This window comes from Dyella jiangningensis (assembly GCF_003264855.1).
GTDB classification, from domain to species: domain Bacteria; phylum Pseudomonadota; class Gammaproteobacteria; order Xanthomonadales; family Rhodanobacteraceae; genus Dyella; species Dyella jiangningensis_C.
Genome location: NZ_NFZS01000001.1, coordinates 2,274,498 through 2,296,036 on the forward strand (window position 1 = coordinate 2,274,498; position 21,539 = coordinate 2,296,036).

The following is a 21,539-nucleotide window of genomic DNA, read 5'->3' on the forward strand; positions in this document are numbered from 1 at the left end:
CGGTCGACTCTTCCTGGCGAGGCGGCATCGCGTGAACACGGGTCTGGAACTCCTTGTTGGCCGTCACGGACGGTTTCCATCATCGGCCGCGGGCCGCCATCGCATGATGGGGCGCTGACATGCCGAAGGAATCCATCGTCATCGGTGGCGCAAGCGGTTTCTGGGGCGACAGCGTCGTCGGTCCCATGCAACTGGTCGCCTCGGGCCGCCTCGACTTCCTGGTGTTCGACTATCTCGCCGAGTTGACCATGTCGCTGCTGGCATCGGCGCGCCAGAAGGACGCTTCGCAGGGTTACGCCACCGACTTCGTCAGCGTGGCAATGCGTGCGGTGCTGAAGGATGCGCTGGCGCAGAACATCCGCATCATCAGCAATGCCGGTGGCGTCAACCCGCAGGCTTGCGCGACAGCCTTGCAGGCGCTGGCCAGCGAGCTCGGCGTCGATGTGCGTATAGCGGTGGTGGAGGGCGACGATGTGATGCCGCTGCTGCCCGCGTTGCGTGACGAAGCGGTGCGCGAGATGCAGACCGGAGAGGCACTGCCGGAAAAGATCCTCAGCGCCAACGCGTATCTCGGCGCCTTGCCGATCAAGGCCGCGCTCGACGCCGGTGCCCAGGTGGTGATCACCGGGCGTTGCGTCGACAGCGCCGTCACGCTCGGCGCGCTGATGCACGGCTTCGATTGGGCCGTGGACGACTATGACCGCCTCGCGGCCGGCAGCCTTGCCGGGCACATCATCGAGTGCGGCTGCCAGGGTGCGGGCGGGTTGCACACCGATTGGGAAGCCGTGCCCGATTGGGCGCACAGCGGCTATCCCATGGTCGAATGCCACGCCGATGGCCGCTTCATCGTGACCAAGCCCGAGGGCACGGGTGGCCTGGTTACGCCTGCCACGGTAGGCGAGCAGATGCTGTATGAAATCGGCGACCCGGCGAGCTACCTGCTGCCGGACGTCGTCTGCGATTTCACCGGCGTGACGATGACGCAGGCCGGCGAGCATCGCGTGGAGGTACGGGGCGCCCGCGGTCGCGCGCCGACGCCCGATTACAAGGTCAGTGCCACCTATGCCGATGGCTATCGCGCCACCGGCCAGCTCACCGTGGTGGGTTTCGATGCCGACAGGAAGGCGCGACGCACGGCCGAGGCGATCCTGGAGCGCACGCGCGAACTGTTTCGCAGGCTGGGCTTGCCCGACTACAGCGCGACGCATATCGAGACGCTGGGTTCGGCGCATGCGTTTGGTCCGCATCAGCCGCGCGCGCCGCGTTTCGAATCGGTGATGTGGCTTGCCGTGGCGCATGCGCACAAGGCGGCGCTTGAGATCTTCGCCCGCGAGATTGCGCCGGCCGCCACGTCGTGGGCGCCCGGCACGACCGGTGCGAGCGGGCGCCCCGGCGTGGTGCCTGCAATCAAGCAGTTCGCCTTCCTGCTCGACAAGTCACGCATGCAACCGGGCGTGACGTTGCCGGCAGGCGAGCGCATCACGGTGGGCGTCCCTGCGGGAGCGCCTCGCGACGTGCCGCCTGCGCCACGCGGGCGCGAGGCGACCGTATCCGTGCCCGAGCCTGCGTGCGAGGTACCGCTCATCACGCTTGCATATGCGCGCAGCGGCGACAAGGGAGACCTCTCCAATATCGGCGTGATCGCGCGTCGGCCGGAGGATTTTCCCTGGCTGAAGGCGCAATTGACCGAGGGCCTCGTCGCCGCCTATCTCGCGCATCTGGTCAAGGGCCGCGTGACACGCTACGAGCTGCCAGGCATCCATGCGCTCAACTTCACCTGCGAGCAGGCGCTGGGTGGTGGCGGCATGGCGTCCTTGCGCAACGATCCGCTGGGCAAGGGCATGGCCCAGGTACTGCTTTCGATGCCTGTGCGAGTTCCGGCAGATCATCCCGCGGCAACGTCTGGAGACAACGCGATGATGATCGAACGTCCGGACGACCTGCGCGCCGGGCTCGTGTCGCCACTTTGATCAGGGGGTTGCCGATGCCGGCGCTTGAATCGCGCATCGTTCCGGAGAGCGAAGCCTATCGGCAGAACCATGCCGCGGTGAGCGACCTGGTCGATCGCCTGCGTGCACTGGAAGCGCGCACGCGAGACAAATCCGAAGCCTCTCGCGAGCGCTTCGAGCGACGCGGACAATTGCTGCCGGCCGACCGGCTGGGTCGGCTGCTCGACGCGGGCGCGCCGTTCCTGGAGCTCTCCACGCTGGCCGGCTTCTGCCTCGACCACCCTGATCCGGAGCGCTCCGTGCCGGGCGCTGGCTTCATGGCCGGCATTGGCTGGGTGAGCGGCGTGCGCGCCATGATCGTGGTGGACGACTCAGGCATCGATGCGGGCGCGGTGCAGCCGATGGGCATCGAGAAATTCCAGCGTGCGCAGGCCATCGCGCTCGCGCAGAAACTGCCGTTCATCCATCTGGTCGAATCAGCGGGCGCCAACCTGCTGGCCTATCGCGTGGAGACCTTCGTCAACGGTGGCAGCATCTTCTACTGGCTTTCGCGGCTCTCGGCAGCCGGCATTCCGGTGATCAGCGTGGTGCATGGTTCCAGCACGGCGGGTGGCGCCTACATGCCCGGGTTGTCGGATTACGTGGTGATGGTGCGCGAGCGGGCCCGCGCCTTCCTGGCGGGGCCGCCCCTGCTCAAGGCCGCCACCGGCGAAGTCGCCACGGAAGAAGAACTCGGCGGCGCCGAGATGCACGCCACCGTATCGGGCCAGGCCGAATACCTGGCCGAAGACGATGCGGACGCGTTGCGCATCACGCGCGAACTGCTTGCGGCGCTGGACTGGAACCGCGACCTGCCATCGCCGACGCGCTCCTATGCGCCACCGCGCTTCAGCGCGGACGAAATGCTCGGCATCGCGCCCGCCGACCACCGCAAGCCGCTCGACATGCGTGAAGTGATCGCACGCATCGCAGATGGCTCGGTGTTCCTCGAATTCAAGCCCGATTATGGGCCGGCCACGGTCACCGGGCATGCGGCCATCTGCGGCATGCGCGTGGGCATCATCACCAACAACGGGCCGCTGGATCCGGCGGGTGCCGCCAAGGCGACGCACTTCATCCAGGCGTGCTGCCAATCCGATCTGCCGCTGGTGTACCTGCAGAACACCACGGGCTTCATCGTGGGCAAGGCCTCGGAGCAGGGCGGCATGATCAAGCACGGATCGAAGATGATCCAGGCGATGTCCAACGCCACGGTGCCGCGCATCACCGTGCATTGCGGCGCCTCGTTCGGCGCGGGCAATTACGGCATGTCGGGGCGCGGCTTCTTCCCGGATTTCTGCTTCAGCTGGCCCAACGCCAGGACGGCCGTGATGGGCGCCGAGCAGGCGGCGGACACCATGGCCACGGTCATGGCGGCCGGCATGCAGCGCAAGGAACAGGCCGTGGACCATGCAGCCATCGAGGCGATGCGAGCCAGGGTGATCGAAACCTTCGAGCGGCAATCCGACGCCTTCACGCTCTCGGGCCGCCTGCTGGATGACGGCGTGATCGATCCGCGCGACACGCGCAAGGTACTGGCCTGTGCGCTGGCCGTCTGCGATGAAGCGCGTCGCCGCGTGGTACGCCCCATCCAGTTCGCCGTCGCTCGACCGTAAGTCCCTTATCCATTGGCCCAGGCTCATCGGAGCGAGACACCATGCAGTTCACCCACGAGCACCAGGAGCTGCAGCGCAGCCTCAAGCGCTTCATCGACAGCGAGATCAATCCGCACGTCGATGCATGGGAGGCGGCCGAGATGTTTCCCGCCAAGGAATTGTTCAAGAAGATGGGGGCGCTGGGTTTTCTCGGCATCGCCAAGCCGACCTCGTTTGGTGGCCTCGGGCTCGATTATTCGTATGCCGTCGCGATGGCTGAAACACTCGGCCACATCCACTGCGCCGGCGTGCCCATGGCGATCGGCGTGCAGACCGACATGGCGACGCCGGCGCTGGCGCGCTTCGGCTCGGACGAGCTGCGCAAGCAGTTCCTCGCGCCCGCGATCAGCGGCGACGCCGTCGCATGCATCGGCGTGTCGGAGCAGGGCGCGGGATCCGACGTCGCGGCGATCAAGACCCACGCGCGCAAGGATGGCGGCGACTACATCATCAACGGCAGCAAGATGTGGATCACCAACAGCCTGCAGGCCGACTGGATGTGCCTGCTGGCCAATACGTCGGATGACGCCGCGCACCGCAACAAGTCGCTGATCATCGTGCCGATGGACACCAGGGGCGTGTCGGTTGGCAAGAAGATCCGCAAGATCGGCATGAACGCGTCGGATACCGGCCTGATCTACTTCGACGACGTGCGTGTGCCGCAGCGTTACCGCATCGGCGACGAGGGTAGGGGCTTCACCTACCAGATGCTGCAGTTCCAGGAAGAGCGCATGTGGGCGGCGGCGAGCAACCTGCAGATGCTGACGGCATGCATCGATACCACCATCGAATATGCGCGTGAACGCAAGCTGTTCGGCGCCAGCGTGCTGGACAACCAATGGGTGCATTTCAAGCTGGCGGAACTCAAGACCGAAGTGGAGGCGCTGCGTGCGCTGACCTATCGCGCCTGCGAACTCTACGTCAGCGGCCAGGACGTGACGGAGCTGGCTTCCATGGCCAAGCTCAAGGCGGGCCGGCTCGCCCGCATCGTGCCCGATACCTGCCTGCAGTTCTGGGGCGGCATGGGTTACACCTGGGACAACCCGGTCTCGCGTTTTTATCGTGACGGCCGCCTCGCGTCCATCGGCGGCGGCGCGGACGAGGTGATGCTCGGCATCATCTGCAAGTACATGAACACGCTGCCGGGCAGGAAGGACTGAGCGATGGCCACGCCGCATGCCTTTCGTTCGGTGCTGATCGCCAATCGCGGTGAAATTGCGTTGCGCATCCAGCGCACGGCGCGGCGTCTGGGCATGCGCACCATCGCCGTGTATGCGGAGGCCGATCGTGATGCGCCGCATTGCCGCGCGGCAGATGTCGCAATGCCGATCGGCGCATCGCAGCCGCAGGCTTCGTATCTGAACATCGCCGCGCTGCTGGATGCCGCGCGACGATCCGGGGCGGAAGCCCTGCATCCCGGCTATGGCTTCCTGGCGGAAAACGAGGCCTTTGCGGCTGCCTGCGTCGATGCCGGCCTGGTCTTCATCGGGCCGGCGGCCGCGACCATCCGCTCGATGGGCAGCAAGGCCGGCGCCAAGCGATTGATGCAGGCGGCTGGCGTGCCGTGCGTGCCGGGCTATGAGGGCGGCGATTCATCGGAAAGCCGCATGGCGCAGGAGGCGGCGCGCATCGGCTATCCGGTGATGATCAAGGCCGCCGCTGGCGGTGGCGGCCGCGGCATGCGGCGTGTCGATCAGCCGGAGCACTTTTCCGCAGCGCTGCGATCCGCACGCTCGGAAGCGGAACATGCGTTTGCGTCCGGCGAACTGATCCTCGAAAAAGCCATCATCGAGCCGCGCCACATCGAGATCCAGGTGTTCGCCGACCAGCACGGCAACGTGGTTCACCTGGGCGAGCGCGACTGTTCGGTGCAACGCCGGCACCAGAAACTGATCGAAGAATCGCCATCGCCCGCGGTATCGCCCGAACTGCGTGAGCGCATGGGCGCCGTCGCGACGGCGGCGGCGCGCGCGATCGGCTACGTGGGTGCGGGCACGCTGGAATTCCTGCTGGCCCCGGACGGCGCGTTCTACTTCATGGAGATGAACACGCGCCTGCAGGTCGAGCACGCGGTGACCGAGGCGGTGCTTGGCATCGACCTGGTGGAATGGCAGTTGCGCGTGGCCATGGGCGAGGCCTTGCCGATGACGCAGGGCGAGATCGATGCCCGCCGCTCACGCGGTGGCCATGCCATCGAAGTCCGCCTGTGCGCGGAAGACCCTCAACAGGATTTCCTCCCGCAGAGCGGAACGATTGCGCGCTGGCGCGCACCGCGCGAGGTACGTACCGATCACGCCCTGGCCGATGGGCTGGTGGTGTCGCCATTCTACGATTCGATGCTCGCCAAGATCGTGGCGCATGGCAGCGATCGCCCGGATGCCTGCCGGCGCCTCGCGAAGGCGCTGGAAGACTGCCTGCTGCTCGGTCTTCCCACCAATCGCGCTTTCCTCAGGCAGTGCATCACGCATCCTTCGTTCCTGTCGGGCGAGGTGTCGACGTCGTTCATCGATGAGCACATTCCTGCGGCCGCGCGGCAGCGGAGCCAACCTTCGGCCTCGGCGAGCCAGGTGTCCGCCGTCCTGCTCACCTATCTTCGCGAGGCTTCGGGCGTGCGTTACCCCGCAGAGCTGCGGGGCTGGCATAGCAGTCGTGCGTATCCTGCGACCTGCCGGTTCACGCTCGATGGCGCGCCCATGGAGATGCGTGTCCACACGCTCGCCGCGCGACGCTGGCGTCTCGTCTCGGGCGCCATGTCGATCGATGCGGAGGTCCTTGCCGAGGCGGCGGATCACGTGGTGATCCGATTGGGCGAGGCGCCGCATGCGATCGACTATGCCGCCGTCGACTCAGGTTGCTGGTTCGTGCTCGACGGCGTGGAACACCTTGCCATCGACACGACATACGCGGCGCCCGAGCGCCGGGTCGCGCTGTCAGGCAGCGGCCGCATCAGCACCCCGATGAATGGCCGTATCGTCGCGCTGCATGTTTCCGAGGGTGACGCCGTGGTCGCGGGGCAACCCTTGCTGGTGGTCGAGGCGATGAAGATGGAGCACAGCATCGCGGCGCCGTTCGCCGGCGCCGTCACCGGGATCTACGCGCAGGTCGGGGCGCAGGTCGCGCCCGGCGGCGTGTTGATGGAAATCGCCGCGGCCTGAGCAGGCTCAGGATGGCGTGCGAAGGATGAACCGCACGGCCTGGTCGGCCAGTGCGTCGATGCTGATGCCCGCACCTTCCTGGTACCACTGGGCCGTCCAGTTGAGCGCGCCGAACATCAGCAGTCGGTCCACCCGCGTGGGCTGTGCCCACTCGCCCGAGGCGTGGAGGCGTTCGATCACGCGCGCCCAGATGGCTTCGTAGCGATCCTTGAGCGCGATGATGTGCGCCTGCGCCGAGGTGTCCAGCGAGCGCCACTCGTACAGCATGACCGGGATGAAGTCCTGGTTCGGCGCGAGCAGAGTATAGAGATGCGCCCGCACGAGCTGCCGCAGTGCTTCACGCGGTGGCAGGCTGTCGGCAGCGATCGCCTCGATATCGGCGAGCGCCACGGTCAGGCCGTGCTCGATCACCGCCTGCAGGATGTCCTGCTTGGTCTTGAAGTAGTAGAACCAGCTGCCCGCATGCACGCCGGCCGCGGCGGCGATGTCACGCACGGTGGTGTTGCCGTAACCCTTCTCGCGAAACAGTCGCGCCGACTGCTCGATCAGCTCCCTGCGCAAACCTTCGTTGGCGTCCTGCGCCGGACGGCCACGCTTGCGCCGCGTCGTCGCTTCCGTGGCGACTGCCGGCTTGGTCGGTTTGGAGTGGCGCGACTTTGGCATGCCTGTACCCGTCGAATGCTCCGCTGCATCTTAGCGGTGCTTCGGCATCGCAGGCATCTCGGCAGGCATGGAAAGGAATGAGCGAGGCAGACCTGGCACGGGGAGGGGTGGATCAATGCCAGGCTGCCTCGCTCATGATCGAACCTTGGCCCTCTCCCTCGCGGAAAAGGGCGTCATGCGCGTGGACTAGGGTTTGCTCGCCGACATCGAGTGCGGCGCGTCGTGCGGGTCGGCGCCCCAGCGCTTGTTCGGCTCGGGGCCCATGGTGAGCACCAAGGTGGCGCCGTCCGCGATATCGGCATGACTGAACCAGGGCTTGGTCCACGGCTTGCCGTTGAGCGTGGCCGACTGGATGTACATGTTCTTCGCCGAGTTGTTGCGCGCGACGATCTCGAAGACCTTGCCGTTGCCCAGATGCAGGCGAACGCGATCGAAGATCGGGCTGCCGAGGATGTAGTCGGGAGTCGACGGATCCACCGGATAGAAACCCATCGCACTCAGCACATACCAAGACGACGTCGAACCCTGGTCGTCCATGCCGGGGTAGCCGTAGCCGCTGGCGTCACTGCCGTACATCTCGTCGAGGATGCGGCGTGTCAGCGCCTGCGTCTTCCAGGGCTGGCCGCCCCATGCGTACAGGTACGCCGCCTGCTGGTCGGGCTGGTTGCCCTGCACGTACTGGCCGATCAGGCCCGTGCAATCGCGACAGATACCCTTGGCCGTATACGGCGTGGAGAAGAACGCATCGAGCTTGGCGTTGAACGCGTCACGCCCGCCCAGCAGATCCATCAAGCCCTGCACGTCGTGCGGCACCAGCCACAGCGTGGACCAGCCCGAGGCTTCCTTCATCATGAAGTTGTAGTAGGGCTCGCCCGGGTCGAATGGCGAAATCCACTTGCCGTCCTCGGTGCGCCCACGCACGAAGCCGACCGACGGATCAAACACGTTGCGGTAGTTGCCGGCGCGGCGCAGGAACATCTGCGCGTCTTCCGCCTTGCCAAGCCGTTGGGCGACATCGGCCAGCGCATGGTCATCCCAGGCGTATTCGAGCGTGGTGGCGGCGCCGGCCTTGCCGCCTGCATAGGGCGGACTGGGATTGCCCGGAGGCACGATGTCGGAGATCCAGCAGTTCTTCATGTATTCGGCCAGATAGCCCCGCGGACCCTTGGGGTCGGTGGCGTTCTTGCGCAGGTATTCGTACGCGGCCGCATAGTCGAATGGAATGCCGCGCTGCCAGGCGCCGTCGTAGAGGAACACGGCATGGTCGCCATGGAACGAGGTGTCCATGTAGCCGCGTTCGCGGGCGCGGTCCAGTTCCGAATGCATGATGTTCTGCACGACATCCGGCTCGAGCAGCATCAGCAGCGTGATCTGGTTGCGGCCGGTATCCCAGAAGGGCACGGGGCCATAGCGGTCGTAACTGGCCACCTGCGCCTTGCCGTCGGTGCCGGTGAAGTGCTCGCCCTTGCGCGCGAGCAGGCGCGGGCTGGCAAACGAGTGGTACAGCGTCGAGTAGAACAGCATGCGCTGCTTCGACGTGCCGCCGGTGACTTCGACGCGGTCGAACAGTTTCTGCCATGCCGCCCGCGCCTGTGCATGCACGCGCTCGAAGTTCCCATCGGGATCCTCGTTGCGCAGCCGCTGCTCGGCTTCCTCGGCGCTATGGCCATGGGCGACCTTCACCAGCACCTGCTCGCCGGCCTTCGTATCGAAGGTGACGTAGGCGCCCGCATAGCTGCCGGACACCGTGCGGCGTGCGGGCTGCACGTCGGCATCGCCGATGCCATAGCCTTCATGGTCGTGGTCAGCACGGAAGGTGCCGAAGGCGGCGAACGGCCGCGAGAATTCGGCCACGAACCAATCGCCGTCCGAATCGCGCTCCGGGCGCCCCATCTTGGAGACGCCGCGAATGGTGCGATCGCCAACGACTTCCACGTCACCGCCGGAGCGGCGCAGGTTGATCACGACGTTCGAGCGGTGGCTCTCGGGAAAGGTGAAGCGCATCAGGCTGGTGCGCTGCGTCGCGGTGAGTTCCACCTTGGTGCGGAAAGTGGCGAGATCCACCGCGTAATAGCCCGGCGAAGCCTTCTCGCTGGCCTTGTCGTAGGTCGATTGCGCGTAGTCGGGTGGCACGGTCCAGTCGCCCACCACCGGCATGATCATCGGCGAAGCGCGGCCGCCGTAGGTCGAGCCGCCACCGGTGAAGCCGATCATCGTCGGCCTCGGGTAGTAGTACGACATGCCGACGCCTGCGGGATAGCTGAGGTCGACGTTGAGGTTGACCGGTGTCGCTTCGGTGGAGCTTTGCGGCAGCGTCGCGCCTGGGGACGTCATGCCCGAATAGAGCGGCTCGCCGGGAGGTGGCGAATTGCCGATGAATTCCTGCCGGTCCAGCGGTGCAGTGCCGACCAACGGATTGGCGAGATCGATGCTCGACGTCGCGGAAGGCGCATCGCCCTTCGTGGCATACGCCGCGCCGATGCTGCCGAGCGCGACGATCGTCAGTGCCAATGTGCGACGACGAAGTCGGTATAACGATGGTTTCATGGGCTCTTCCAGAAGACGGATCGATCGTGGGGCCGGGCAGGAAACCCGGCCCCACGCACGCTTTCTTGCTTAACCGCCATCACCGAACTTGTACGTCAGGCCCACGTAGTACTGGCGCCCGGCGTATTCGAGCTGGTACAGGCGCGCCGTCGTGTCGCCACCCAGGTACTGGCGAGGCAACGACTTGGTGACGTTGATGATCGACGCGGTCACCATCAGGTGCTTGTTGAACTCGTAGTCGCCGTTCAGGTCGATCTGGTTGTACGGCTCCGTGTAGATCGGCAGGCCGGCAGCGAGGCCCTGCATGGTGCGACCCGTCCAGTTGCTGGTTGCGCGCAGCAGCAGCCCGTTCTTTTCATAGAACAGCGACACGTTCGCCGCGTACTTGGCGCTGCCGATCAGCTCCGACTTGCCCACCATGGTGTCGCCGAGCGAGACCGGCGTTTCGTTGGTCTTGTTGAGCGTGTAGTTGGCGATGTAGCCGAAGCCCGAGTTGAAGGTGTGCTGCGTGTAGAGCTCCACGCCCTTGGACGTGCCGGAACGGCCGTTGGCGTTGGTGCTGTACTGCATGAAGTTCTCCTGGGTGCCGCCGACGTTCACCGTGATGTTGTTGACGGTGACCGGGACGACGAAGTTCTTCACCTTCTTTTCGAACAGGTCGAGGCCGACCACCGACTCGGGCGCGTAGTACCACTCGCCCGCCAGGTCGAACTGCGTCGCCGTGAACGGCTTCAGGTCAGCGTTGGCACCGCTGCCGTACCAGCCGGGCAGGGGAGCGCCGAACTGCTTGCGGTCGTTGTAGTAGGCCTGGGTGTTGTTGGTGAGGTTGCCCAGCTGGGCGAGGTCGGTGTAGTTGGCGCGGGCCATCGCCTGCGAGCCGGCGGCGCGCAGCACGAAGTCGTCGGCAAACGTCCACGCGATGTTGAAGCTCGGCAGGAGCTTGTTGTAGCGCTTGGACGTCGACGCGTTGGAGTACGTCTGGATCACCGACTGCTCGCGCGGCAGATACTGGAAGTCGCCCGGTGCGCACGCGCCGCCGCCGGCGTTCACGCCGCTGGCAGGGCAGATGAGGATGTTGCCGTTCGCGTCGTGGTAGTACACCGCGTTGTTGGTGGTGATCTGGTCGGCGACGGTGAGGTCCTGCTGCGTGCTGACGAAGCGCAGGCCCACGTTGCCGCGCAGCGATTCCGTGGCGAAGTTCGCCTGCACGTAGGCGGCCGAGATCTTTTCCTGGATCGTCGACTTGTCTTCCGGATGGTTGTAGACCACCCGGTCATACGTGGAGTTGAGGTGGTTGTAGTACGCCGGGAAGTTGATCGCCGGGAAGACGCTGTCGTTGTACGCCTCGTTGCTGCCATCGAGCATGCTCGGCAGCAGGAAGCCCGCCGGCAGCTGGCCGGCATTGGGATCGCAGGTCTGGAACTGCGAGGTGGTGCCCTTGCAGTACCAGCGCAGCTCGTTCTGCTGCTGTTCGGCGTGGTTGTCGCGGTACTTCGCGCCGAACTGCAGCGACTGCAGCCAGCTGTTGTCGAAGGCCCAGGTGAAGTCCAGCTGCGCGAAGTTCTGCGAGTTGGAGGTGTTGACCATGTTGGAACCGGTCGAGCCCAGGTCCACCTGTCCCGCGCCGGCGAGCATGTTCTGCAACACTTGCGGCGAAGCGGTGAGGGTCGGCTTGCCATTGAGCGTCCACGCGGCGCCGTTGCTGCCGTCCACCCACTGGCCATTGACGAAGTTGCGCGGCTTGGCGGCCATGCCCAGTTCGATCGACGGACCACCGGTCGCCCAGGTGCGGCCGACGTTGAACGAACCGCTGAGGTTGCCGCCGTTGTCCCACTCGCCTTCGAGGTTGATCGTCTGCGAGGTGGCCTTTTCGACGGAGTAGTTGCCGTTGAGCCAGGGGATTTCCGTGGAGCACACATCGACCGGCTGACGTGTCGCGCCGGTCACCGGGTTGGTGATCGAATTGCATCCGGTGCCCGCCGGCGGAAGCACATAGTTCGCGCCGGTAACGACCGTGTGCGACGGGTCGAACGTCAGGCCGTTGGAAGCGAGCAGTCGGCCCTGCTGGTCGGCATAGCTGCCGGTGGGCAGGCCCCACTCGGGAACTTCGAGCGTGTTGGTGATCTGTGTCTGCTGCCGCTGGAAGCGGAAGTAGTTGCCCGTCAGCAGGAAGTGGTCGCTGGGCTTGAACTGCATGGTCGCCTGCGCGCCCTTGGTCTTCAAATCCAGCTGGTTGCGGCTGGTGGCGAACTGCTGCGGCATCCAGTAGCCCGAATGGCTGTTGCCACCCTGGTCGACCACGCCGCCGCCGGACCAGAGGTCGATGTTCGGCGCTACGTCCGCGCTATACGGCCTGCCGTGCACATCCGTCGGCGGGGCGGTACACGTCGCGTGGTCGGTGCAGTCGTTGGACCACCAGTGCCAGCTCGACGCATTGGCGGTGTAGTCGACATCGCGGCGCTTCTGGTACGAACCGGCGACGAGGACGCCGAAGGTCTCGTCCTTGTTCTTCCACGACCACAGCGCGGAGCCCTGCGGCGTGATCTTGCTGCTGTTGTCCGAGCCTGCGGCATTGATGGATACGAAGCCGTCGTTCGCCTTCATTTCCAGCGGACGGCGCGTGCGCAGGTCGACGTTGCCGCCGATGCCGCCTTCGTCCAGGCGTGCTTCGAGGCTCTTGTAGAGCTTGATGTCCGAGAACATGTTGGCGGGCATCAGCGTGTAGTTGAACGAGCGCGTCAGGCTGGCCGAGGTATCGGCCGAGGCGACGTAGTTGCCGTTCAACTCGGTGAGCGTCAGTTCGGGCGCGAGGCCGCGGATGCTGACCGTCTTGCCTTCGCCCGATTCGCGGGTAATGACCACGCCAGGCACGTGCGCGAGCGCATCAGCGATGTTCTTCGCCGGGAACTGCGCGATGTTCTGCGCGTTGATCACCTCGACGATGGAATTGGAATCGCGCTTGTCCTGCATGTTCTGGTCGACCGACTGGCGGAAGCTCGTGACGACCACGGTGCCCAGGGTCTTGGCTTCATCGGCCTTGTCCTTGGCGCTCTTCTGGTCCGCCGGCTTGGTCGACTTGGTGGTGTCGGATGCCTGGCCCGACGTCGCCGTCGGAGCTGCAGCAGGCGTCTGCTGGGCGAAGGCGACCGCCGGCATTCCAAGGCAACCGCCGAGGATGGCCATGGTGAGGGCGGCATACAACGGCTTGCGCGATACGTGTGGCAGGTAAGTCATTTGGTTCTCCCCATACTTTTGATGTGCGCCCTTCTACGGTCGGCGCGGTGATCCCCCGTTTGATCACTGCTTCGTATTCATGCCGAAGGCGTCCTCCTGTCCCTAACTTGGATCGATCTAAATTCGTGGTGAACGAAAGGCCTTGCGCGCTCGTTGGTGAACGCTCAATGGCCCGGAGGTGCTGTCGCGAAGAGATGGGATGCGCGCCGTCCGTGAGTGGCGGCGTGATAGGTATTGCGCTTCGACGGGACGCTGTTGCACCTGGCGGGCGCGTGGGCCGAATGTCGAGGCGAGCGGTGCGATCGATGTTGCGATGGCCGGGCGCGCGACAAGCCCGGTTTCCATTTGCTTTCGCTCGCTGCAGGGCTGGCCGTACTGCCGGGGCGGCAAGACCCCGCGCGGCAGCGCACGCCAGTCCCCACAGACGTGGCTGCGCGTGCCGCGCGAGGATGCACGATGAATGGAACGCGGGCGAGTTTTGGTTTCATGCGGCGGCTTCCCAACTCCACATCAACCTGTCCGGCACGAAGCGGCGAGACCGGTGCAGCGCTTGCGCGTGCTCCGTGCTCTGCCTCGTACGATCCTTTAGATCCCTCCCGCCCGGGTGCTTGTTTTCACCCTGGGTTTGGATCGATCTAAACCCCTTCGGCGCAAATTAAGACGCCGAACGCGCAAGCTGTCACGCTGCGCCGCAATAACGCGGCTTCTATCGCATGGGCTTCGCATCGGTGGCGCTCCCAAAATGCACGCCGTGATCGCCGGCTTCTTTAGCGGCGGTTGGCTGTAGGGGAGGTAAGCGGGCTCGTCCTTCCCGTCCAGAAGTGCGTAGCCGCGCCTCGTTCGTCGGCCGGAACCACTTCACGTGTGCGGTGGACCAGGGCGTTTTCATGGAGGTCGCCCGGACAGGACGAGCCGCATTCGTCCACTTCATCGATGGCCCGCGTACGCGTCACGGAATCGCTTCGATGGGCTTGCATATTTGTCTGACAATCGGACAACCTAAAAGAACGGCGGTGAACAAACCGCCACTCGCGAGGCCGATGAGGGAAGGGCGGATGACGGGGATCAAGGTTCGGAATGCGGGCGTTTGGATGGCCATGGCTGGCGCCATGGGCTTCGCCGCGATGGCGATGGCGGCGCCGGATCAGGCGGCCGTCTGGAATGGCAAGGCGGCGCCATTGGCGACGCCATGGACAGCCGACGTGTCGCCCGAGCACGCGTTGCCCGATTACCCACGGCCACAACTGGCGCGACCGTCGTTGGAGCATCCGCAGTGGATGAGCCTCAACGGCTTGTGGCAATTCGCCTCCAGCGACAGCCTCGGCATGCCACCGTTCGGCCAGGCGCTGAAGGGCCAGGTGCTGGTGCCGTATCCGGTCGAGTCGGTGCTCTCGGGCGTGCAGAAGCATTCGGACTTCATGCTCTATCGTCGACTGGTGGACGTGCCCGCTGCGTTCGTCTCGCACGGCCAGCATGTGCGCCTGAACTTCGGTGCGGTGGCGCAGGACGCGACGGTCTACGTCAATGGCACGCAGGTGGCGCATCATTCAGGCGGCTATACGTCCTTCGGTGCGGACATTACCTCGGCGCTGCGACCGCAGGGACCGCAGGAGATCGTGGTCGCGGTGCACGCGCCGGTGGATGGCGCCAACGTGATGGTCGGCAAGCAGCGGTTGAAGCCTGAAGGCATCTTCTACACCGCCGCTTCCGGCATCTGGCAGTCCGTGTGGCTGGAACCGGTGGCGGCCACGAGCATCGCGCAGCTGGATTTCACGGCAGCGCGCAGCCTGGATGCGTTCACGGTCACGTCGAAGATAGACGGCCATCGCGATGGCGCCACGCTGCATGTCACGGCCTACGCCGATGGCAAGGCGGTGGGCGAGGCAAGCGGGCCGGCAGGTCAGCCGCTGCACCTGGCCATTGCGCATCCGCATACGTGGAGCCCCGAGGATCCTTTCCTGTACACGTTCAAGGCCACGCTTACGCACGGCGATCAACGCGATGAGGTGACCAGCTATGCGGGCCTTCGCACCATCGCCATCGCCAAGGTGGGCGGGCGCAACCGCATCGTACTGAACGGCAAGCCGACCTTCCTGCTCGCCACGCTCGACCAGGGCTATTGGCCGGACGGCATCTACACCGCGCCTACCGATGCCGCGCTCAAGTTCGACATCCAGAAGACCAAGGACCTGGGTTTCAACACCATCCGCAAGCACATCAAGGTGGAACCGGCGCGCTGGTATTACTGGGCCGATCGCATCGGCCTGATGGTGTGGCAGGACATGCCTGCGCTGCCGAACGGCCACAACGAAAAGCTCAGCGACGCCGACAAGGCCGGCTTCCGCTCGGATGTGTCGGCGATCGTCGAGCAGCTCAAGGGTGAAACGTCGATCATCGGCTGGATTCCGTTCAACGAGGGCTGGGGCCAGTGGAGCATTCCGGCCGCGGCCGAGCTGGCAGCACAGATCAAGCAGCTCGATCCTTCGCGCCTGGTGGACGCCCGCAGCGGCGCGAACTGCTGCGACACCAAGGGCGACCCACATGCCGGCGACGTCATCGACGTGCACGACTACCAGGGCCCCGGCTTGCCGAGTCCAGACGCGACGCGCGCGGCCATCGACGGCGAGCACGGCGGCCTGACGTTGGGCGTCGAGGGCCACGTATGGCCCAATACGCCGATCAACCCCTATGGTGCGGTGAAGGACCGCGACGCCTTGAATGCCGGTTACGTCGCCAATACCGCCGTACTGCGCGACAAGGGCGTACCCAAGGGCATGTCGGGCAGCGTGTACACGCAGATCACCGATGTCGAAGGCGAGCACAACGGCCTCTACACTTACGACCGCAAGGTAGAGAAAGTGGATGAAGCCCAGGTGCGCGCGATCAATGAGGCGACGATACGGGCGGGTGCGCAGCCCTGAGTGGTCGACGGTAGCTGCGCGGGGAATCGACAGGAAGAAGCCGCGATGCCGTGCCATGCCCATCGACGAATCTCCTGGCCGGGCACGCCGGTGGCGAGGTCGTTCTTCGAGCGGCCTTCCATCGCGGTTGCGCCTCAATTGCTCAACAAGATCCTGGCCCGGGCGGACGGCCGGGCGGGAAGGATCGTGGAGGTCGAGGCGTATGCCGGCTCCATTGATCCCGCGGCGCATACCTTTCGCGGCAAGACCACGAGAAACGCCGTGATGTTTGGCCCTCCCGGGCATTTGTACGTCTATTTCACCTACGGCATGCATTGGTGCTGCAACTGCGTATGCAGTCCGGCAGGTGAGGGCGTGCTTATCCGTGCGCTCGAGCCCATGCATGGCCTGGAACTGATGCAGGAAGCGCGACCCGGGGGCACGGCGCATCGCGATCTATGCCGCGGGCCAGGACGCCTGACCCAGGCGCTGGGCATTACCGGCGCGCAGAACGGCATCGACCTGATACGCGCGCTCGATGGTTTTGCGATCCTGGACGATGGCGTCGCGCCGCCGGCGGGCGTGAGTGGCACGCCCCGCATCGGGATCCGGGTGGGCGTCGATCTGCCGTGGCGTTGGCGGGTGCCGAACAGTCGCTACGTCTCCGGCCCGGTAGCCAAAGGTTGATGCCGGCAAGCCGTCGAACGAAAGCAGGCGCCTGTCACGCGGGGACAAGGAAAGGCCACGCATGCAGCCTCTCATCTCGTCCTGTCGTTACACGATGCGAACCTGGTTGACGTTGTTCTTGGGATCCATCCAGAACGCTTCGTTCGCAAAGCGCCCGAAGATCTCGCGCGGCAGGATCGGTTGGCGGTCGACGGCCTCCACCTTCGGTCGCACCGAATGCAGGCCGGGCATGCCTACGCGCGCATCGAATTCATCCGCGTGGTATTCGATGTGGTCGAAATCGTGTTCGAACCATGGCTCGCCGAGGAACTGATAGACCGCGCGCACAGCCTTCGCCGGATCGCTCACCAGGCTTTCGTAGGTCAGCATCAGCAGGTGGTCTTGCGCGTACGGACCATAGAAGGCTTCCTTGGTGGCCTGGTAGGCGAACCCCACCATGCCGCGTGGATCGGTCATGGCCTCGACGCGCGAATACACCGTCGTATTGGTGTCGAAACGAAACACCTTGCTGACGCTCACCGGCTGCCGGCGCACGAGTCGTTCCATGCTGTCCAGCACCCAGGCCAGGTGGCGCACGCAGGCAATGACCTTCACGCCCGGGAACAGCGTGTCGAGCAATTGCATCCGGCTGCACCACAGCCGGCTGGTGTCGAATACCACGTCGGCAGCGGCTCCGACGGAATAGAAGTTCTCCACCAGGCCGCGCAGCAGGGCAATGCGTTGCTCGTCGGACACGTCGAAGGAAAAATCGTTCTTGCTGCTCGCCTCGGCGATCACCACGCCCATGATGTCCGCGAGCGGACTGGTCATGCCGGCGCGAAAACGCGGGTTCTGGTTGAGGATGGCGGCCAGCAGCGTGGTGCCGGAGCGCGGCAGCCCGGAAATGAAATGGAATTTCCTCAGCGGCGTGCTGGCGTCTGGCATGGGGCAGCTCCTCTCGTTCGGTGACGTGGATGGCGGTAGGCGCGAAGCTCAGGGCGCAGGTGCCGTGGACGCCCGCATGCGCATTTCATAACCCACTTCGACCATGCGCGCCTCGCCCTTGCCGAGTATGCGCACCAGCAGCTCGTCGGTGGCGCGCCGGCCCATGTCGCGGACGGGCTGGTGCACGGTGGTCAGTGGCGGCCACACCTGCGTCGCGATGGTGGTGTCGTCGAAGCCGCAAATGGATATCTCGGCCGGAACGGATACACCCGCTTCCGCGGCGGCCCAGATGGCGCCGACGGCCATGTCGTCGTCGGCCGCGAAGATGGCGGTCGGCCGGCGTTTCAGCGCGAGCAGCCGGCGAGCCGCGGCCACCCCCGATTCGAAGGAAAACTGGCCCTGCACCATGTAGGCGGGGTCTTCCTTGAGCCCCGCACGCTTGAGGCCGTCGCGATAGCCGGCGAGGCGCCAGATGCCTGCGCCGTGCTTGGGGTCGCCGATGATGTGGGCGATGCGGCGATGACCCAGCGCGGCGAGGTGGTCCACCATCGCCGCGGCCGCTTCGCGTTCCCGCAGCATCACGCCGATGCAGCCCTTGGGTTGGCGCGGTGCGATGGAGGCGAAGGGAAGATCGTTCTTGCGCAGGTGCTCGAGCAGTTTCGCGTGGTCGGTGATGGGGGGCGTGAGAATCAAACCGTCGGGTCGGTGCCGTGACAGGATGCCCTCGACGCGTTCCACGAAATCCGGCGCCGTCGAGACCAGCGGCTGCACCATCATGCTGTACTGGTTCGCTTCGCACGCCTCCAGTACGCCAGCCTGGACTTCCATGATGTAGCTTGGCGAAAGATTGTCGTAGAGCAGGCCGATCGAAAAGGAACGATTCGTCGCCAGGCTGCGCGCCGAGGTCAGTGGCCGGTAGTTGAGCTCCGCCACCGCCGCAAGCACGCGGTCGCGCACCTCATCGCGCACGTTCGGCTCGTTGTTGAGCACCCGCGACACGGTCTTCTTCGAGGTGCTCGACGCGCGGGCGACGTCGTTGATGGTCACGCGAGACATGGAAGCCTTTGCATCTTCAATGGACGGTGTCCTGCGTGACGGCTGCCGGGACGGTTCGGGCGGGAACGTTCCATCCACTCACTTCGACCACGGGTTCGGCGGTTCCCTGCATGGCGTAACGCGCCGTGAGCGTGATCGACTCCCCGGGCCAGAGCGTCACGTCATTGTCGGTCCAGCGTATCGGCAGCGCAAGATCGCCGTGGGCGCCGCGATGGATCGAGACATGCTGGAACAGGGCGACGGCTTTCGACGCTGCCGGTACCGACAGCGTGACCGTCGTGACTTCGTCATGTCCTTCATGCCGCGTCGTGGCGTGGATGTCGCTCGTCGCGACTGGCAGCGAGCGCAGCGCCGTAAGGTCGGCGTACTGCGTCAACGGCGTGAGGTACCAGTTCGAGTTCGCCCAATCGAGCACGTCCGGTCGCGTGGAGAGCCAGTAGACATTGCGGCTGACCGGCGTGCCATCGGCGCCAGTGAGATCCAGTTCGACGAAATACGCCGTGGACAAGCCGGCGATGACGGGCAGTCTCGCCACCGTTCGTGTGCGGTTGCCTCCCAGATCGATGTCCTGCAGTTGCTTGTCGAAGCGCACGTCGCCGTCCAGGTTGCGCACGCGGACATGGGCCTTGAGCCCGCGGACGTCCTCCAGCGTGTGGTTCACCAGCACGATGTCGCGCGTGTCGTACGAGTACTGGATATGCACCGGCTCGTTGGCCTTCTTCGCGCCGAAATAGGCACCCGCCGGGTTCATGTAGTAGTCGTACAGATGCCAGTGCAGGGATGGCCACGCGTTGTTGAGCATCCAGTAGATGACGCCGGTCGCCGGCTTGGCGGCATCCATGCGTGCGTTGAAGGCTTCGAACTGCGCGCGGACGTTGTCGTAGTTGTCGAGCTGGGCCTTGGCGACGTAGTCGGCGAGGCTGGTGGGTGCACCGTAGCGATGCGCCAGCGCGTCGTCGAATGGGGTCAGCACGGCGAACGTGGACCAGTCGGCGGACGCGTGAAACTGCCGCGCCTGCGGATACTTCCAGAGCGCTTCCTGCTCCTGCGGTGACAGCATGCGCGTCAGGTCTTCCATGCGCGGAATATCCGCGCCCGCGCTGACCTCGGAGTCGAAGCCGAAGGCTCCGCCCAGCTTGTCTGCATACCAATAGGATGGCGGTATCCAGTCGTACGGCCCGGCCATCTTCATGCCCGAAGGGCCAGCCTCGGCCGTCGCCTGGGGCACGGCGGCGGAGATGACGGGCAGCTGCCAATCCTCTTCGCGCAGCGTATCGGCGTACATCCTGGCAATGGCTGGCGGCGGCGCGTTGTCGCTACCGATGAAGAAGCCGATGACCGAAGGATGGTTGCGGAGCAGGCGCGCTTCGCTGGCCATGGAGTCTTTCGCCACCTTCATGTCGGCATCGGTCCAGGGCGCGCCACCGGTCTTGGCGGCCGACTCCCATTTGTCGCAACACTCCCAGCCGGCCAGAATCAGGATGCCATGACGGTCGGCCAGATCGTAGAAGCGCTGGTTCTCCAGCTTGCCTTCGCTGCGAATGGTATTGAGGCCAAGGTTGGCGATATAGCTGAATTCGGCTTCCATGCGGGCAGGGTCGTCGCGCAGGAACATGTCCGGAGCCCAGCCACCGCCGCGGATCAAGAGCGGTCTGCCGTTGATGAAGAACTGGCGATACCCTTGCTTGGTCAGCTTCGAGCTGGCACTGCGTATGCCAAACGTCGCCTCCGTCTTGTCGGAGGTGGCGCCATCCACGGCTGCGGTCAGTTCAAGCGGATACAAGGGGTGATCGCCCATGCCGATGGGCCACCAGATGTTCGGATGATCGAGGGCGAGCCCCGGCGTCGTGCTGGGCGAGAACGACACTACCTGGGTTTGCCCGGGCGCCAGATGCACGGTCTGTTGCACGGCGACGCCGGCCACGGTACCGCTGATGGTCGCATCATGGGCGGCCGTATCGAGATTCTTTGCCGTCACTTTCACCGTCAACGCCGCACGCGAGAGATCCGGCAGCGACAACGTCGACAGCACGTGCGGAAAGCTCAGCTGGACCGGTCCGGTCTGCACGATGTCCACGCCGCGCCACGGACCCATGTTGTTGTCCGGCGGGGTGGGGTTCCAGTCCACCCAGCCCATCGACAGGCTCATCCGCGGATCGCCGGGGTACACGCGCATGGCGAGCACGTTGGTGTCCGCGTGCAGCCAGCGCGTCACGTCGAACTCATGCACGGGATAGGCGCCGGCCAGGTCGGCATGGTCGGCGACCTGATGGCCGTTCACCCACACATCCGCGCTGGCGATCATGCCGTTGGTGCGCAACAGCGTGTGTCGTCCCGCCGGTGCCTTGGGCAGCGTGAACTCGGTGCGGTACCACCATGGGGTCACGAAAAGATTCCCGCTCGCTTCCGGCACCTGTACCGCGCGCAGGTTGTCGCTGTAGAACACGTCATGCTTGAATGCATCGTTTTCGAGCAGCCCGGCCATCACCGTCGCGTGACCGCTCACCGGATACCACTCCTTGGTGGAATAGCCGGGCAACGAGATGTCCGCGCCGCCTTGCTGTGCCTTCGCGCTGTCCTGTATCTGCCAACGATCGACGGGCGTGACCACGCCGGCGTCGGCAGCGAGCCGGATGGGCTCCCGGCTCGCCTGGGCGTGGGCGGCGGGTGCGATCGCGCACGCCAGCGCGCCCATCATGCAAAGTGCCAGCCTGGTCGAAGTCTGCATGG

12 protein-coding genes are annotated in these 21,539 nt (G+C 65.3%); 6 read left to right on the forward strand and 6 right to left on the reverse strand.

Translation table 11 applies throughout. The features are described from left to right. Nucleotides 1-119 precede the first annotated feature (119 nt). Genes CA260_RS10145 through CA260_RS10160 form a run of 4 tightly spaced genes read left to right on the forward strand, consistent with a single transcriptional unit; the run spans nt 120 to nt 6,798 of the window. Nucleotides 120-1,970: an acyclic terpene utilization AtuA family protein gene (locus CA260_RS10145; protein WP_111982708.1), complete on the forward strand. Its 1,851-nt coding sequence runs from the start codon at nt 120-122 to the stop codon at nt 1,968-1,970. Between the two features lie 14 nt (nt 1,971-1,984). Then, complete coding sequence (locus tag CA260_RS10150; protein WP_111982710.1) at nt 1,985-3,604, forward strand: acyl-CoA carboxylase subunit beta; 1,620 nt, start codon at nt 1,985-1,987, stop codon at nt 3,602-3,604. A gap of 41 nt (nt 3,605-3,645) precedes the next feature. Beyond that, the gene (locus CA260_RS10155; RefSeq protein ID WP_111982712.1) at nt 3,646-4,803 is read left to right on the forward strand and encodes an acyl-CoA dehydrogenase family protein; all 1,158 of its coding nucleotides are present in this window, start codon (nt 3,646-3,648) and stop codon (nt 4,801-4,803) included. A gap of 3 nt (nt 4,804-4,806) precedes the next feature. Further along, nucleotides 4,807-6,798, forward strand: a complete 1,992-nt coding sequence (locus CA260_RS10160; RefSeq protein ID WP_111982714.1) for a biotin carboxylase N-terminal domain-containing protein — start codon at nt 4,807-4,809, stop codon at nt 6,796-6,798. A gap of 6 nt (nt 6,799-6,804) precedes the next feature. Here CA260_RS10160 and CA260_RS10165 read toward each other — a convergent pair whose 3' ends face one another. From CA260_RS10165 to CA260_RS10175, 3 genes are all read right to left on the reverse strand, one after another. Then, nucleotides 6,805-7,461, reverse strand: coding sequence for a TetR/AcrR family transcriptional regulator (locus tag CA260_RS10165; protein WP_111982716.1), 657 nt, complete (start codon nt 7,459-7,461; stop codon nt 6,805-6,807). 186 nt (nt 7,462-7,647) lie between these two features. Beyond that, on the reverse strand, nt 7,648-10,008 hold the full coding sequence (locus CA260_RS10170) for a GH92 family glycosyl hydrolase (protein WP_111982718.1): 2,361 nt from the start codon (nt 10,006-10,008) through the stop codon (nt 7,648-7,650). A gap of 69 nt (nt 10,009-10,077) precedes the next feature. Next, a complete protein-coding gene (locus CA260_RS10175; RefSeq protein ID WP_111982720.1) occupies nt 10,078-13,242 on the reverse strand; it encodes a TonB-dependent receptor in 3,165 nt (1,054 codons plus the stop codon). Between the two features lie 1,097 nt (nt 13,243-14,339). On the opposite strand from CA260_RS10175, the gene CA260_RS10180 reads away from it, so the two are divergent. Further along, on the forward strand, nt 14,340-16,163 hold the full coding sequence (locus CA260_RS10180; protein WP_202864052.1) for a glycoside hydrolase family 2 protein: 1,824 nt from the start codon (nt 14,340-14,342) through the stop codon (nt 16,161-16,163). Between the two features lie 45 nt (nt 16,164-16,208). Beyond that, nucleotides 16,209-16,829 (forward strand): DNA-3-methyladenine glycosylase, encoded by a 621-nt coding sequence (locus CA260_RS10185; RefSeq protein WP_111982724.1) that lies wholly within the window; start codon nt 16,209-16,211, stop codon nt 16,827-16,829. Between the two features lie 87 nt (nt 16,830-16,916). Here the strand turns inward: CA260_RS10185 and CA260_RS10190 are convergent, their stop codons facing one another. The 3 genes from CA260_RS10190 to CA260_RS10200 are packed head-to-tail and all read right to left on the reverse strand — an operon-like array spanning nt 16,917 to nt 21,537. After that, a complete protein-coding gene (locus CA260_RS10190) occupies nt 16,917-17,753 on the reverse strand; it encodes a sulfotransferase family protein (RefSeq protein ID WP_111982726.1) in 837 nt (278 codons plus the stop codon). A 48-nt stretch (nt 17,754-17,801) separates the two neighbouring features. After that, entirely contained in the window at nt 17,802-18,809 is a 1,008-nt protein-coding gene (locus tag CA260_RS10195) for a LacI family DNA-binding transcriptional regulator (protein ID WP_111982728.1), read from the reverse strand. Nucleotides 18,810-18,825: 16 nt separating this feature from the next. Beyond that, the gene (locus CA260_RS10200; RefSeq protein WP_238149671.1) at nt 18,826-21,537 is read right to left on the reverse strand and encodes a glycosyl hydrolase 2 galactose-binding domain-containing protein; all 2,712 of its coding nucleotides are present in this window, start codon (nt 21,535-21,537) and stop codon (nt 18,826-18,828) included. Between the last annotated feature and the right edge of the window lie 2 nt (nt 21,538-21,539).

Coding starts and splice junctions, on each gene's coding strand:
- CA260_RS10145 (WP_111982708.1), top strand. CDS start 120: ATGCCGAAGGAATCCATCGTCATCGGTGGCGCAAGCGGTTTCTGGGGC.
- CA260_RS10185 (WP_111982724.1), top strand. CDS start 16,209: ATGCCGTGCCATGCCCATCGACGAATCTCCTGGCCGGGCACGCCGGTG.
- CA260_RS10195 (WP_111982728.1), bottom strand. CDS start 18,809: ATGTCTCGCGTGACCATCAACGACGTCGCCCGCGCGTCGAGCACCTCG.
- CA260_RS10180 (WP_202864052.1), top strand. CDS start 14,340: ATGGCTGGCGCCATGGGCTTCGCCGCGATGGCGATGGCGGCGCCGGAT.
- CA260_RS10175 (WP_111982720.1), bottom strand. CDS start 13,242: ATGACTTACCTGCCACACGTATCGCGCAAGCCGTTGTATGCCGCCCTC.
- CA260_RS10160 (WP_111982714.1), top strand. CDS start 4,807: ATGGCCACGCCGCATGCCTTTCGTTCGGTGCTGATCGCCAATCGCGGT.
- CA260_RS10170 (WP_111982718.1), bottom strand. CDS start 10,008: ATGAAACCATCGTTATACCGACTTCGTCGTCGCACATTGGCACTGACG.
- CA260_RS10165 (WP_111982716.1), bottom strand. CDS start 7,461: ATGCCAAAGTCGCGCCACTCCAAACCGACCAAGCCGGCAGTCGCCACG.
- CA260_RS10200 (WP_238149671.1), bottom strand. CDS start 21,537: ATGCAGACTTCGACCAGGCTGGCACTTTGCATGATGGGCGCGCTGGCG.
- CA260_RS10155 (WP_111982712.1), top strand. CDS start 3,646: ATGCAGTTCACCCACGAGCACCAGGAGCTGCAGCGCAGCCTCAAGCGC.
- CA260_RS10150 (WP_111982710.1), top strand. CDS start 1,985: ATGCCGGCGCTTGAATCGCGCATCGTTCCGGAGAGCGAAGCCTATCGG.
- CA260_RS10190 (WP_111982726.1), bottom strand. CDS start 17,753: ATGCCAGACGCCAGCACGCCGCTGAGGAAATTCCATTTCATTTCCGGG.